The organism is Streptomyces sp. NBC_01717 (assembly GCF_036248255.1).
GTDB lineage: Bacteria > Actinomycetota > Actinomycetes > Streptomycetales > Streptomycetaceae > Streptomyces.
Map to the genome: position 1 here is coordinate 6,688,763 of NZ_CP109178.1, position 13,376 is coordinate 6,702,138.

The window sequence follows — 13,376 nt, forward strand, 5'->3', positions numbered from 1 at the left end:
TCAGGCACCGAACCGCAGCAGCGTCATCGCGGGGGTCAGCGTCCGCAGACCAGGGGTCAGGTGCTGGAGCCGGATCAGCTCGCCCATCGCACCCCGTCCGCGTGGCAGCCCCAGGGCGTGCACCGAGGTGATGTTCGGATGCGCACTGCGCAGCTTCTTCCGCTCGCGAGGGTTCATCGCCCAGCGCATCGGCGGGATGGTCATGGAGCCGACCTTCGACGTACCGGCCACCGTCCCTCGCGCCGGCCAGCGCGCCATCGAGTCCAGGACGAGTACGCCGCCCGGCAGCCGTTCGGCGCAGCCCGCCAGGATCTTCCGCACCTCGGCAGGTTCCAGATACATCAGCAGCCCCTGCGTCGTGACGGCCACCCCCCGGCCGGCCGGGTCCTCGATCTCGTCCAGCCAGGAGAGGTCGGTCGCCGAACGGGAGAGCGTCCGCAGCCGGTCCGACGCGGGCAGCAGCGTACGGCGCAGCGCGGCGACCTCCGGCAGCTCCACGCTCAGCCAGTTGAGCCGGCCGTTGTCGACCCGCCAGAAGCCGGTCTCCAGACCGTCGCCGAGCCCGACCACGGTGGCCTGCGGATGGGCGCGCAGATAGCCCTCCACCGCCAGGTCGAAGCAGCGCGAACGCAGCGCCTGCGCCTGCGAGTGGAACGCGTCAGGCCGCCCGAACCGCTCCTCGAAGGGGTAGTCGAGGTCCGCCACCAGCTGCAGCGCCATCGGGTCGTCGATGACGGGATAGGGCTGCCCCGCCTCGTACGCCCGGTTGTAGAGCGTCCACAACAGGGTCTCCGGAACCCCGTCCAGCATCGGCCGTACACGTGCCATGTCCGCTCCCTTCCCGCTCCGCCGTTCCGTCAGCCGCGCAGTGTCACTGCCTGCCCGGCCACCACCAGCAATACGTGCTCGCACTCGTCGGCGAACGCGGCGTTCAGCCGCCCCAACTCGTCCCGGAACCGCCGCCCGGAGGCCGTCGCGGGCACCACGCCGGAGCCGACCTCATTGGTCACAGCGACGACGGTACGCCGCGTCCCGCGCACCGCGCCGACCAGTTCGGCGATCCGCTCCCGCAGCGCGGTCTCGCCGCCGTTCGCCCACGCCGCGTCGGACCAGGCGTCCACCCGGTCCATCGCGTCCGTCAGCCACAGCGACAGGCAGTCGATCAGCAGCGGCGGCCCGTCCGACTCCAGCAGCTCCGCCAGTTCGCAGGTCTCCTCGGTGCGCCAGGCGGCCGGCCTGCGCTCCCGGTGCAGACCGATCCGGGCAGCCCACTCCGCGTCGCCGTCCCGGCCGCCGCCGGTCGCCACGTACACCACCTCGGGGAACGTCTCCAGACGCCGCTCGGCCTCCACCGACTTCCCGGACCGCGCACCGCCCGTCACCAGCGTGCGCCGCGGGACATCCGGTACGGCTTGGTAGTCGCCGACCACCAGCGTCGTCCCGTCCGGCACGGTCCGCGCCCCGGACGCCGCGAGCCGCCGATTCAGCTCGGGGCCGGGCGGTGCGTCGTGGTCGATATGGACGGCGATGACCTCGGTGGCCGGCCCGATCGCCTCGACGGCCCGCAGCCGGGCCACCGCGTCCGGCCGGCCGGTCACATCACCGACGACCATCTCGTACGGCTGCGCCACCCGGTCCGAGAGACCGGCGGGGGCGCCCCCCGGGGGCATGTACAGCAGCCGCTCGCCCTCCGGGCCCGTCACCTCGTATCCGGTCCCCGGCGCGTCCATCGACACCGCCCGGATCCGGTGCCCACTGATCAGCGTCAGCTCCTGCCCGTCCGGCACCCGGGCGGCCGGGGGCAGCCCGGCGGGCAGCTCCATGGCGGGCCCGTCGTGCGGATGAGTGAGCAGGACCTGCCGTACGCCGGTCAGCGAATGCCCCGCACGGGCGGCCGCGAACACGGCCCCCGGAGTGAGATCGAGCAGCAGCGCATCGTCGACCAGCAACGCGGTCGCGGCCCGCGCCCGCGGACCACGGGCGGTGGCGCAGGCGGCGCACGGACATTCGGGGCGAGGCAGCCCGTCGGGGGCTCCGGTGCCGAGCAGAGTCAGTTCCACGCTCCTGATCCTCCCGCGTCCCCGCACCGACTGCTCGACCAACCCTGCGCGTCCAGCCACTAGGCTGCGGGCAGCAACGTGACCCAGGAGGCGGACATGGCGTGGACGTGGCGGTTCGAGAAGTCCGACGGTACGGAGACGGAGCCGGCCCTGCAGCCGGAGGAATTCACGACCCAGGGCGACGCGGAGTCCTGGATCGGCGAGTTCTGGAAGGAACTCCTCGAAGGCGGCGCGGACCAGGTGACGCTGTTCGAGGACGCGACGAAGATCTACGGCCCCATGAGTCTCCAGGCCGACCAGGGCTGACCTGTTCCACCGGCATGCACGGGCCCCGGGTGCCGTTCGTCGGTACCCGGGGCCTGCGCGAGTGCGGTTCCGCAGGCGGTCAGATCTCGCCCAGCGTGACGTCCGCGGTCCTCTGCGCGGTGTCGCGCAGATACGTCACCGTGACCTTCTGACCCGGCCTGTCGCCGGCCAGTACCTCCGACAGCGAGGTGATCGTCGTGACCGGTGTGTCGCCGATCTTCGTGATGATGTCGCCGACCCGCAGCCCCGCCTTGTCGGCGGCGCCGCCCTTCGTGACGCTGACCAGCGCCACCCCGGCCGGTTGGTAGTTGTCGTCGACGACCGTGCGGCCGGTGATGTTCAGTGCCGCCCGGCCCGAGTCGGTGACCCTGCCGTTCTTGATGATCTGGTCGGCCACCGTTTTGACCATCGAGGCGGGGATCGCGAACCCGATGCCCGGCGCGGCGCTGTCGCCCATGGCCGGGTCCACCGCTCCCAGGGTCGGGATGCCGATCACCTCGCTGTCCAGATTGACCAGTGCGCCGCCGCTGTTGCCCGGGTTGATCGCCGCCGAGGTCTGCACCATGTTCGCGATGGTCGCCCCGGTGCCCCCGCCCGCGCGGCTCTCGGTCACGGTCCGGCCGACCGCCGAAACGATGCCCTGGGTGACGCTGCTGGACAGCCCGAGCGGCGAGCCCATCGCCAGCACGATCTGACCGACCTCGACCTTCTCCGAGTCGCCGAACGTCGCCGGTTGCAGCCCGCTCGGCACGTCGTCGAGCTTGATGACGGCCAGGTCCTGTTCCGGATACGCGGCGACCAGCGAGGCGCTGAGCACCTTCTCGCCGGTGGCGACGGTGACCTTGAAGGTCTTCTCCTCGCCCACCACATGGGCATTGGTGACGATATGGCCCTTGTCGTCGTAGACGATGCCTGAGCCGAGACTGTTGGAGGCGTCGATCTGCACGACCGACGGCAGGACGTTCTTGATGACGGTCTGGAAATCGGTCTGCAGCTCGTCGGCGGACGGGGTGGTCGAAGCCTGCTGGCCCGCGCCCGACGGCGTGGCACCCGCCTGCGACGCGTTCGATGTCGATCCGGAGCAGCCGCCCACCAGGGCTATGGCGCAGAGGCCTGCCGTCAGCGGCAGCAGCAACCGGCGGGCACGGTTACGTGAATGGGAAGCATCCATGTCCGGATTATTGCTTTTGACCCCATTGGCGGCCTGGTGGGCGCAGCCGATCGAGTGGGGCGCCCGCTATTACGGGGTGGCGCTCAGCCCCGCACGCCGCACAGATGGAGCAGTGCCGCCACCCTGCGGTACGGGTCCGTCCGCCCGGCCCGGTCCTCCGCGGCCAGTACCCGGTCCAGTTCCGCCGCGGCCGGCAGTTCCACGTCATTGCTCATGTGGTCCGTGAAGATCCGCACCCCGTACCAGGCGTGCAGCGGCGCCGCGATCCCGGCGAGTGTGGCGGTGAGGTCGTCCAGCCGGTCGGCCCGGACCGTCAGTCCCAGCCGGTTGGTGTACGCGTCCGTGTCGAACGCGGCCAGCGTGGTGTCCCAGTCCCCGGCGGTGCCGGGCCGCATCGCCAGCGCGTCCCCGTTCCGTACGAGCAGGGACAGCAATCCGCCGGGCGCCAGCATCCGGGCCAGGCCCGCCAGCATCGCGTCCGGCTCCTGGACGTACATCAGCACGCCGTGGCAGAGCACCAGATCGAAGCTGCCCGGCAGGAAGTGCACGCCGGTCTCCAGGCCGTCGCCCTCGATCAGCCGGACCCGCTCCCGGATGCCCGCGGGCTCGTCGGCGAGTGCCTCGCGGGCCACCCGCAGCATCTCGGCGTCGGACTCCAGACCGGTCACCGTGTGACCGGCCCGGGCCAGCCGCAGTGCCTGGGTGCCCTGTCCCATGCCCACATCGAGGACCCGCAGTCGCTGCCCGACCGGGAAGCGCGCGGCGATCTGCTCGTCGAGCTGCCGGGCGACCAGCTCCTGGCGGACGGTGTTGCGCAGCCCACCGAGCCCTTTGAGCCAGGTGGAAGAGGCCCCGGAGAACGAGGTGGTGCCGCCGCGGCGAGGCGGACCGACGGACCGACCGGCGACTGAGCCGGAGACCTCCGTACTCAGGGCCGCTCTCCGCGCTTGACCTGCGGCTTCGGCAGACGGAGCCGGCGCATCTGAAGCGTACGCATCAGTCCGTAGGCGACCGCGCCGCGCTTCGGCGTATCGGGGAAGCGCGCGTTCAGCTGCTTCTTCAGCCGGAACGCGAGACCGATCGAGTCGATGACGATCAGCACGATCACGCCGAGCCAGAGCAGCAGCGAGATGTTCTGGATGTTCTGCACCTGGATCACACTGAGAATCAGAATGATCACTGCGAGCGGCAGGAAGAACTCCGCGATGCAGAAGCGCGAGTCCACGAAGTCGCGGACGAAGCGTCGCACCGGGCCCTTGTCACGGGCCGGCAGGTAGCGCTCGTCGCCACTCGCGAGCGCCTCCCGCTGCTTGGCCATGTCCACGCGGCGCGCTTCGCGCTGGCGCTTCATGGCCTCCTTGCGGTCGAGCGGCGCGCCACTGGAGGCACGACGGCGCTGCGACTGGGCATCGCTGCGCTTGGGGGTGGGGCGACCCTTGGGTGACTGCGGGTCGCGGGGCTGCGTGGAGAGGTCCGCCGTCACCTTGGAGGTGGGCGCCTTCTCTTCCTTCGAACGGCTACGGAACACAAAACCCAAGGGTACGGGGTCGGCGGCGGCGACCCCAGCCCGGTCGGGAACGATCCGGCAACGGCCTGCGTCCTCACATGCGTCCCGAGAGGGGCAGAACGGACGTTGCCGCCGGTTTCCCTGACAGCCACCTACTCCCTGGGCCGGAGCTGTGACCGGGAGCAGTCGTCCTTGGGGAGGACCACATCCTTGCTCGAACAGTGCGGTAATAGAGACAGGGCCCGTACTGTGGGTTCTGTTGGAGTGCTGGAGCCCAGTCCGTCAGAAGGGGGCGCGCGAAGCCCATGAGCGGTGTCATGAAGCGTATGGGGATGATCTTCCGCGCGAAGGCAAACAAGGCCCTTGACCGGGCCGAGGATCCGCGCGAGACCCTCGATTACTCGTACCAGAAGCAGCTGGAGCTGCTTCAGAAGGTGCGCCGCGGTGTCGCCGATGTGGCGACCTCGCGCAAGCGCCTGGAGCTGCAGCTGAACCAGCTGCAGGGCCAGACGTCCAAGCTGGAGGACCAGGGCCGCAAGGCGCTCGCGCTCGGTCGTGAGGATCTGGCCCGCGAGGCGCTGTCCCGGCGGGCGGCCCTCCAGCAGCAGGTCACCGACCTGGAGACGCAGCACTCGACGCTGCAGGGCGAGGAGGAGAAGCTCACTCTCGCGGCCCAGCGCCTGCAGGCCAAGGTCGACGCCTTCCGCACCAAGAAGGAGACCATCAAGGCCACCTACACCGCCGCCCAGGCGCAGACCCGGATCGGCGAGGCGTTCTCCGGGATCTCCGAGGAGATGGGCGACGTCGGCCTGGCGATCCAGCGGGCCGAGGACAAGACCCAGCAGCTGCAGGCGCGCGCCGGTGCGATCGACGAGCTGCTCGCCTCAGGCGCACTCGACGACCCGACCGGGACGGCGAAGGACGACATCGCCGCCGAGCTCGACCGGATCTCCGGTGGTACGGATGTGGAGCTGGAGCTGCAGCGCATGAAGGCCGAGCTGGCCGGTGGCTCCGCTCCGCAGCAGGCGATCGAGGGCGGCTCGCAGGACGCCGCCCAGCAGCAGTCGTCGCAGTCCCCGCACAAGTTCGACAAGCAGTGAGGCAGGCGTCATGATCGTTCGGATCATGGGGGAGGGCCAGCTGACCCTGGCCGACAGTCATCTCGCCGAGCTGAACAAGCTCGACAACGAACTGCTCGCCGAGGTGGAGAGCGGTGACGGCCCAGGCTTCCGCACCACTCTGCACGCGCTCCTCGCCAGGGTGCGCGAGCTCGGCACACCCTTGCCGGACGACTCCCTGGAGCCGTCCGAACTGATCCTGCCGTCGCCCGACGCCACCCTCGAAGAGGTACGCGACATGCTCAGCGACGACGGTCTGATCCCTGGCTGACGTCAGCCGCTCCAGCACCCGCACGCAAGCGCTCTGCCCCGTGTCCGGTCCGCCGGCCGCGGGGCAGAGCGCTGTCCGGACCGGTACGTCGTGCGGCCGGACCGTTTCGTCCGGATCGATACGTTCTGCGCCCGGGTCTGGAGGCGGACGGACCGGATCCGTGCACGACACGCCGTACCGTTGCTTGACGTGACCACCCTCGGAACCGGGTTCCTGCGCGTGCGGAGCTGGCTGCGCGACCATCCCCTCGCTTTCGACGGCGCGCTTGCCGTGGCCGTGCTCGCCGCGATGATCGCCGGGTCGTTCACCGACCCGAACGCCCCGAACGGGCCCAGCTTCGGCACCCGCACGCCCGAGGCGGCCAGCGTGGTCCTGATGGTGCTGGGCGCTGCCGTGCTCGTGCTGCGGCGGCGCAACCCCATGGCGGTGCTCGCCGCCACCGGTGCGCTGGCGATCGTCGAGTTCGTGCTGGTGGACCCGCCCGCCCCGGTGGTGATGAGCGCGGTCATCGCGCTGTACACGGTCGCCGCCACCACCGACCGGCCCACCACCTGGCGGGTCGGCCTGCTGACCATGAGCGTGCTGGCGGCGTCCGCGATGCTCTTCGGTGCTTCCCCCTGGTACAGCCAGGAGAACCTCGGGGTCTTCGCCTGGACCGGCATGGCCGGTGCGGCCGGGGACGCCGTCCGGTCCCGGCGGGCGTTCGTCGACGCGATCAGGGAACGGGCCGAACGGGCCGAGCGCACCCGTGAGGAGGAGGCGCGCCGCCGGGTCGCCGAGGAACGGCTGCGGATCGCCCGCGATCTGCACGACGTGGTCGCCCACCACATCGCTCTGGTCAATGTGCAGGCCGGGGTCGCCGCCCACGTCATGGACAAGCGCCCCGACCAGGCGAAGGAGGCGCTGGCCCACGTCCGGGAGGCCAGCCGCTCCGCATTGGGCGAACTCCGCGCCACCGTCGGGCTGCTGCGCCAGTCCGGCGACCCGGAGGCGCCGACCGAGCCGGCCCCGGGCCTCGCCGTCCTCGGGGAACTGGTGGACAAGGTCCGGAGAGCCGGACTCCCGGTCGAGGTGGCGTGCGCCGACCGGCTGACCCCGCTGCCCGCAGCCGTCGATCTCGCCGCGTACCGGGTGATCCAGGAGGCGCTGACCAACGTGCAGAAGCACGCGGGCCCCGGGGCGAAGGCCGAGGTGAGTGTCGTACGGGTCGGGGGGACGGCCGAGGTGACGGTCCTCGACAACGGCACGGGCCGGGCCGAAGACGCGGCTACTGCCGCCGACGGCGGCGGCCACGGACTGCTCGGCATGCGCGAACGCGTCACCGCCCTCGGTGGCACTCTCACCGCCGGGCCCCGCTACGGCGGCGGATTCAGGGTTCATGCGATCCTGCCGGTCGAGGCCCGCACGGGAGAGCCGGAGTCGCCGGGCGCGGCGGGCCGGACGGGGGAACGCCCATGACACCGCCCATCAGGGTCCTGCTCGTCGACGACCAGGCGCTGCTGCGCAGCGCGTTCCGGGTGCTGGTCGACTCCGAGCCCGACATGCAGGTGGTCGGCGAGGCGGCGGACGGCGCCGAAGCCGTGGCGCTGGCCCGCTCGACGCGCGCCGACGTGGTGCTGATGGATATCCGGATGCCCGGTACGGACGGGCTCGCCGCGACCCGGATGATCAGCGCCGACCCGGAGTTGGCAGGCGTGCGGATCGTCATGCTCACCACCTTCGAGGTCGACGAGTACGTGGTGCAGTCGCTGCGGGCCGGCGCGTCCGGCTTCCTCGGCAAAGGGGCGGAACCGGATGAACTACTCAATGCCATCCGTATCGCCGCAGGCGGCGAGGCGCTGCTCTCCCCGGCCGCGACCAAGGGGCTGATCGCCACCTTCCTTGCGCAGGGCGGCAGTTCGGACGGTTCGGGACCGAGTGCCGCCGAGTACTCGGAGCGGCTCGGCGCGCTCACCGGCCGCGAACGTGAGGTGCTGGTCCTCGTCGCGGGCGGGCTCTCCAACGACGAGATCGCCGAACGTCTGGTCGTGAGCCCGCTCACCGTCAAGACCCATGTGAACCGGGCGATGGCGAAGCTGGGTGCCCGTGACCGGGCTCAATTGGTGGTAATTGCGTATGAATCGGGCCTGGTGCGCCCTCGGGTGGAGTAGCGGGTGGAGCAGCGGCGTACTCCACCTGCGGTATGCGCCGCATAAGAATGCGACCCTGGGGCCGACGCTTTCGCCCCGTCGGATGAGCGATCGTATAGCTGGGCCGGGTCTGTCCCCGAGTCACCCGCCCACCTGCCGCGTAAGCCACAGAAGAGAGACCCACCCATGTCCTGGCTGTCCAGATTCAGCCTCGCGCAAAGGGCCCTGATCGGGCTGATCTCGATCGTCGCGCTCGTCTTCGGAGCGATCGCGATCCCGCAGCTCAAGCAGCAGTTGCTGCCCACCATCGAGCTCCCGATGGTGTCGGTGCTCGCCCCCTACCAGGGTGCGTCTCCCGATGTGGTCGAGAAGCAGGTCGTCGAACCGCTCGAGAACACCATCAAGTCCGTCGACGGAGTCACGGGCGTCACCTCGACCGCCAGCGAGGGCAACGCCGTCATCATGGCGTCCTTCGACTTCGGCGACGAGGGCACGAAGCAGCTGGTCGCCGACATCCAGCAGGCGGTCAACCGCGCCCGCGTCCAGCTGCCCGACGATGTCGACCCGCAGGTCATCGCCGGTTCGACGGACGACATCCCGACCGTCGTCCTCGCCGTCACGTCCGACAAGGACCAGCAGGCGCTCGCCGACCAGCTGGACCGCACCGTCGTCCCCGCCCTGGAGGACATCGACGGTGTCGGCCAGGTCACCGTCGACGGTGTCCAGGATCTCCAGGTCTCCGTCACCCCCGACGACAAGAAGCTCGCGGCCGCCGGACTGAACGCCGGATCTCTCGCCCAGGCCCTGCAGGCGGCCGGCGCCACGGTCCCGGCCGGTTCCTTCTCCGAGCAGGGCAAGAGCCGCACCGTCCAGGTCGGCGGAGCCTTCACCTCGCTGAAGCAGATCGAGGACCTGCGGGTCGCCGGTCAGAACCCGGCCGCCGGCAAGCCCGGCAAGCCCGTCCGCGTCGGTGACATCGCCACGGTGAAGCAGGAGCCGGCCAGCGCGGTCTCCATCACCCGGACGAACGGCAAGCCGAGCCTCGCCGTGATGGCGACGATGGACAAGGACGGCAGCGCCGTCGCCATCTCGGACGCCGTCAAGGACAAGCTCCCGGACCTTCGCAAGGACCTCGGCGCAGGCGCCGAACTGACCGTCGTCTCCGACCAGGGCCCCGCCGTCTCCAAGGCGATCTCCGGTCTGACCACCGAGGGCGCGCTCGGCCTGCTCTTCGCGGTCATCGTGATCCTGGTCTTCCTCGCGTCGCTCCGCTCGACGCTGGTCACCGCGGTCTCCATCCCGCTCTCCGTGGTCCTCGCCCTGATCGTGCTCTGGACCCGCGACCTGTCGCTCAACATGCTCACGCTCGGCGCGCTGACCATCGCGATCGGCCGCGTCGTCGACGACTCGATCGTCGTCCTGGAGAACATCAAGCGTCACCTCGGATACGGCGAGGAGCGCCAGTCCGCGATCATCACCGCGGTGAAGGAAGTGGCCGGCGCGGTCACCTCCTCGACCCTCACCACGGTCGCCGTCTTCCTGCCGATCGGTCTGGTCGGCGGCGTGGTCGGCGAACTGTTCGGGTCGTTCTCCCTGACCGTCACCGCGGCCCTGCTCGCCTCCCTGCTGGTCTCGCTGACCGTGGTCCCCGTCCTGTCGTTCTGGTTCCTGCGCGCCCCCAAGGGCAGCACGGAGAACCCGGACGAGGCCCGTCGCAAGGCCGAGGAGAAGGAGGCCCGCAGCCGGCTCCAGCGGCTGTACGTCCCGGTGCTGCGCTTCGCGACCCGGCGCCGTGTCACCAGCATCGTCATCGCCGTCGCCGTGCTCTTCGGCACCTTCGGCATGGCCCCGCTGCTGAAGACCAACTTCTTCGACCAGGGCGAGCAGGAAGTCCTCTCCATCAAGCAGGAGCTGGTCCCCGGCACCAGCCTGGCGGCCGCCGACGAGGCGGCCAAGAAGGTCGAGACGCTCCTCGACGGCGACAAGGGCGTCAAGGACTACCAGGTCACCGTCGGCTCCTCCGGCTTCATGGCGGCCTTCGGCGGCGGTACGGGATCCAACCAGGCCTCGTACCAGGTCACTCTGAAGGACTCGGCCGACTTCGACGCCACCCAGAAGCGCATCGACGAGGGCCTCGGCAAGCTCGACGGCATCGGTGACACCACCATCGCCGCGGGCGACGGCTTCGGCAGCCAGGACCTGAGCGTCGTGGTGAAGTCCGCCGACGCGGACACCCTGAAGAAGGCATCCGAAGAGGTGCGGGCGCAGGTGGCCGAGCTCAAGGACGTCACCGACGTCCAGAGCGACCTGGCGCAGTCCGTCCCGCGCATCTCGGTCAAGGCCAATGCCAAGGCCGCGGCCGCCGGCTTCAACCAGACCACGCTCGGTGCGGCTGTCGCCGGAGCGGTGCGCGGCACCCCGTCCGGCAAGGCGATCATGGACGACACCGAGCGCGACGTCGTCATCAAGTCCGCCCGCCCGGCCACCACGATGGACGAGCTGAAGAACCTCTCGCTCGGCCGGGTCAAGCTCGGTCAGATCGCCGAGGTGAAGCTGGTCCCCGGACCGGTCTCGATGACGAGGATCGACGGCCAGCGCGCCGCCACGATCACCGCCCGCCCCACCGGTGACAACACCGGCGCGGTGAGCACCTCGCTCCAGTCGAAGATCAACGCCCTGGACCTGCCGGACGGCGCCACCGCCACCATCGGCGGTGTCTCCGAGGACCAGAACGACGCCTTCATGAAGCTCGGTCTGGCCATGCTGGCCGCGATCGCGATCGTCTTCATGCTGCTCGTCGCGACGTTCCGCTCGCTCGTCCAGCCGCTGATCCTGCTGGTCTCCATCCCGTTCGCGGCGACCGGCGCCATCGGCCTCCTGGTCGTCACCGGCACCCCGATGGGCGTACCGGCAATGATCGGCATGCTGATGCTGATCGGCATCGTGGTGACCAACGCGATCGTGCTGATCGACCTGATCAACCAGTACCGGTCGCAGGGTATGGGCATCGTCGAAGCGGTCATCGAGGGCGGCCGCCACCGTCTCCGCCCGATCCTGATGACCGCACTCGCGACGATCTTCGCCCTGCTCCCGATGGCGCTCGGCGTCACCGGCGAGGGCGGCTTCATCTCGCAGCCCCTCGCGGTCGTGGTGATCGGCGGTCTGGTCACGTCGACGCTGCTGACGCTGCTCCTGGTGCCGACGCTGTACGCGATGGTGGAGCTCCGCAAGGAGCGCCGCGCGAAGAAGAAGGCGATCAAGCGCGCGAAGAAGGCCGGCCCGTCCGCCCCGGCCCAGCCGGAGGAGACCACCTCCGAGGAGCCGGAGCCCGCGAAGGCATAACGCAGGGCACGCGAAGGCCCCGGCACCGTTTCGACGGTGCCGGGGCCTTCGCGTGTCTCCGGCCGGGTGGGGAGGGGCGACGCCCCCAGGCGCAACGCTTACGGGAGTGCCAGCATCCGCTCCAGCGCCAGCTTCGCGTACTTCTCCGTCTCCGGGTCGACCTCGATCCGGTTGACCAGGTTGCCCTCGGCCAGCGACTCCAGTGTCCACACCAGGTGCGGCAGATCGATCCGGTTCATCGTCGAGCAGAAGCAGACCGTCTTGTCGAGGAAGACGATCTCCTTGTCCTCCGCCGCGAACCGGTTCGCCAGGCGCCGTACCAGGTTCAGCTCGGTGCCGATCGCCCACTTCGAGCCGGCCGGCGCCGCCTCCAGGGCCTTGATGATGTACTCCGTCGAGCCGACGTAGTCCGCCGCCGCCACGACCTCGTGCTTGCACTCGGGGTGCACCAGGACATTGACGCCCGGGATGCGCTCGCGCACATCGTTGACGGACTCCACCGAGAAGCGCCCGTGCACCGAGCAGTGCCCGCGCCACAGGATCATCTTCGCGTTCCGCAGCTCCTCGGCGGTGAGGCCGCCGTTCGGCTTGTGCGGGTTGTAGAGGACGCAGTCCTCCAGGGTCATCCCCATGTCCCGGACCGCGGTGTTCCGGCCCAGGTGCTGGTCGGGAAGGAAGAGCACCTTCTCGCCCTGCTCGAAGGCCCACTCCAAGGCCCGCTTCGCATTGGACGAGGTGCAGATCGTGCCGCCGTGCCGGCCGGTGAAGGCCTTGATGTCGGCGGAGGAGTTCATGTAGGAGACGGGGACGACCTGCTCGGCGACCCCGGCCTCGGTCAGCACGTCCCAGCACTCGGCGACCTGCTCGGCAGTGGCCATGTCGGCCATCGAGCAGCCCGCGGCCAGGTCCGGCAGCACGACCTTCTGGTCGTCGGTGGTCAGGATGTCCGCGGACTCGGCCATGAAGTGCACGCCGCAGAAGACGATGTACTCGGCCTCGGGCCGGGCGGCCGCGTCGCGGGCGAGCTTGAACGAGTCGCCGGTGACGTCCGCGAACTGGATGACCTCGTCGCGCTGGTAGTGGTGGCCGAGGACGAAGACCTTGTCCCCGAGCTTCTCCTTGGCCGCGCGGGCGCGCTCCACCAGGTCCGGGTCGGACGGGGAGGGCAGATCGCCAGGGCACTCGACGCCGCGCTCGCTCCTGGGGTCGGCATCGCGGCCGAGGAGCAGCAGGGCGAGAGGTGTCGGCTGGACGTCCAGTGGTTGGGCGGTGGTCACGTCACGCACCCTTTCTGTTCTGCGGTCAGTGCGGTGAAGCCGCTCCAGGGGAGCCGGGGCCTGCACCGGGAAGTCTTTTCGTCTATTTGACGCTATCTATCATATCTGCTTCATGTCACTTTGACGACACCGATCGCGTCGATGTGACGCATCCCGTCCCGGGTCCGTGATGCCCCCCGCTCGCGGACGCTTCCC

At 70.1% G+C, this 13,376-nt stretch carries 12 protein-coding genes; 6 read left to right on the plus strand and 6 right to left on the minus strand.

Annotated elements, in window-relative coordinates; all coding sequences use genetic code 11:
- Both OHB49_RS30265 and OHB49_RS30270 read right to left on the minus strand, forming a co-directional pair.
- A complete protein-coding gene (locus OHB49_RS30265; protein ID WP_329164124.1) occupies positions 1–828 on the minus strand; it encodes a class I SAM-dependent methyltransferase in 828 nt (275 codons plus the stop codon).
- A 29-nt stretch (positions 829–857) separates the two neighbouring features.
- Complete coding sequence (locus tag OHB49_RS30270) at positions 858–2,060, minus strand: bifunctional adenosylcobinamide kinase/adenosylcobinamide-phosphate guanylyltransferase (protein ID WP_030970762.1); 1,203 nt, start codon at positions 2,058–2,060, stop codon at positions 858–860.
- Positions 2,061–2,156: 96 nt separating this feature from the next.
- Here OHB49_RS30270 and OHB49_RS30275 point away from each other — a divergent pair, with 96 nt between their 5' ends.
- The gene (locus OHB49_RS30275; RefSeq protein ID WP_030970770.1) at positions 2,157–2,366 is read left to right on the plus strand and encodes a hypothetical protein; all 210 of its coding nucleotides are present in this window, start codon (positions 2,157–2,159) and stop codon (positions 2,364–2,366) included.
- Between the two features lie 79 nt (positions 2,367–2,445).
- On the opposite strand, the gene OHB49_RS30280 is transcribed toward OHB49_RS30275, so the two are convergent.
- The 3 genes from OHB49_RS30280 to OHB49_RS30290 form a co-directional block, all read right to left on the minus strand.
- The gene (locus OHB49_RS30280) at positions 2,446–3,537 is read right to left on the minus strand and encodes a S1C family serine protease (RefSeq protein ID WP_030970772.1); all 1,092 of its coding nucleotides are present in this window, start codon (positions 3,535–3,537) and stop codon (positions 2,446–2,448) included.
- Positions 3,538–3,620: 83 nt separating this feature from the next.
- A complete protein-coding gene (locus OHB49_RS30285) occupies positions 3,621–4,331 on the minus strand; it encodes a class I SAM-dependent methyltransferase (protein ID WP_443079678.1) in 711 nt (236 codons plus the stop codon).
- 134 nt (positions 4,332–4,465) lie between these two features.
- Positions 4,466–5,065 (minus strand): DUF3043 domain-containing protein, encoded by a 600-nt coding sequence (locus tag OHB49_RS30290; RefSeq protein WP_329164125.1) that lies wholly within the window; start codon positions 5,063–5,065, stop codon positions 4,466–4,468.
- A gap of 296 nt (positions 5,066–5,361) precedes the next feature.
- On the opposite strand from OHB49_RS30290, the gene OHB49_RS30295 reads away from it, so the two are divergent.
- The 5 genes from OHB49_RS30295 to OHB49_RS30315 all read left to right on the plus strand — a co-directional run bounded on the left by OHB49_RS30295 (position 5,362) and on the right by OHB49_RS30315 (position 11,904).
- Complete coding sequence (locus tag OHB49_RS30295; protein ID WP_030933623.1) at positions 5,362–6,144, plus strand: PspA/IM30 family protein; 783 nt, start codon at positions 5,362–5,364, stop codon at positions 6,142–6,144.
- A 10-nt stretch (positions 6,145–6,154) separates the two neighbouring features.
- Positions 6,155–6,433, plus strand: coding sequence for a PspA-associated protein PspAA (gene pspAA / locus OHB49_RS30300; protein ID WP_329164126.1), 279 nt, complete (start codon positions 6,155–6,157; stop codon positions 6,431–6,433).
- Positions 6,434–6,622: 189 nt separating this feature from the next.
- Positions 6,623–7,891, plus strand: a complete 1,269-nt coding sequence (locus OHB49_RS30305; protein WP_030970778.1) for a sensor histidine kinase — start codon at positions 6,623–6,625, stop codon at positions 7,889–7,891.
- Complete coding sequence (locus OHB49_RS30310) at positions 7,888–8,583, plus strand: response regulator (protein ID WP_030970779.1); 696 nt, start codon at positions 7,888–7,890, stop codon at positions 8,581–8,583. Before OHB49_RS30305 ends, OHB49_RS30310 begins: the two co-directional genes overlap by 4 nt.
- 165 nt (positions 8,584–8,748) lie before the next feature.
- Positions 8,749–11,904: an efflux RND transporter permease subunit gene (locus OHB49_RS30315; RefSeq protein WP_329164127.1), complete on the plus strand. Its 3,156-nt coding sequence runs from the start codon at positions 8,749–8,751 to the stop codon at positions 11,902–11,904.
- A 98-nt stretch (positions 11,905–12,002) separates the two neighbouring features.
- Here the strand turns inward: OHB49_RS30315 and nadA are convergent, their stop codons facing one another.
- Entirely contained in the window at positions 12,003–13,190 is a 1,188-nt protein-coding gene (nadA, locus tag OHB49_RS30320) for a quinolinate synthase NadA (RefSeq protein ID WP_313936925.1), read from the minus strand.
- Positions 13,191–13,376: the final 186 nt, after the last annotated feature.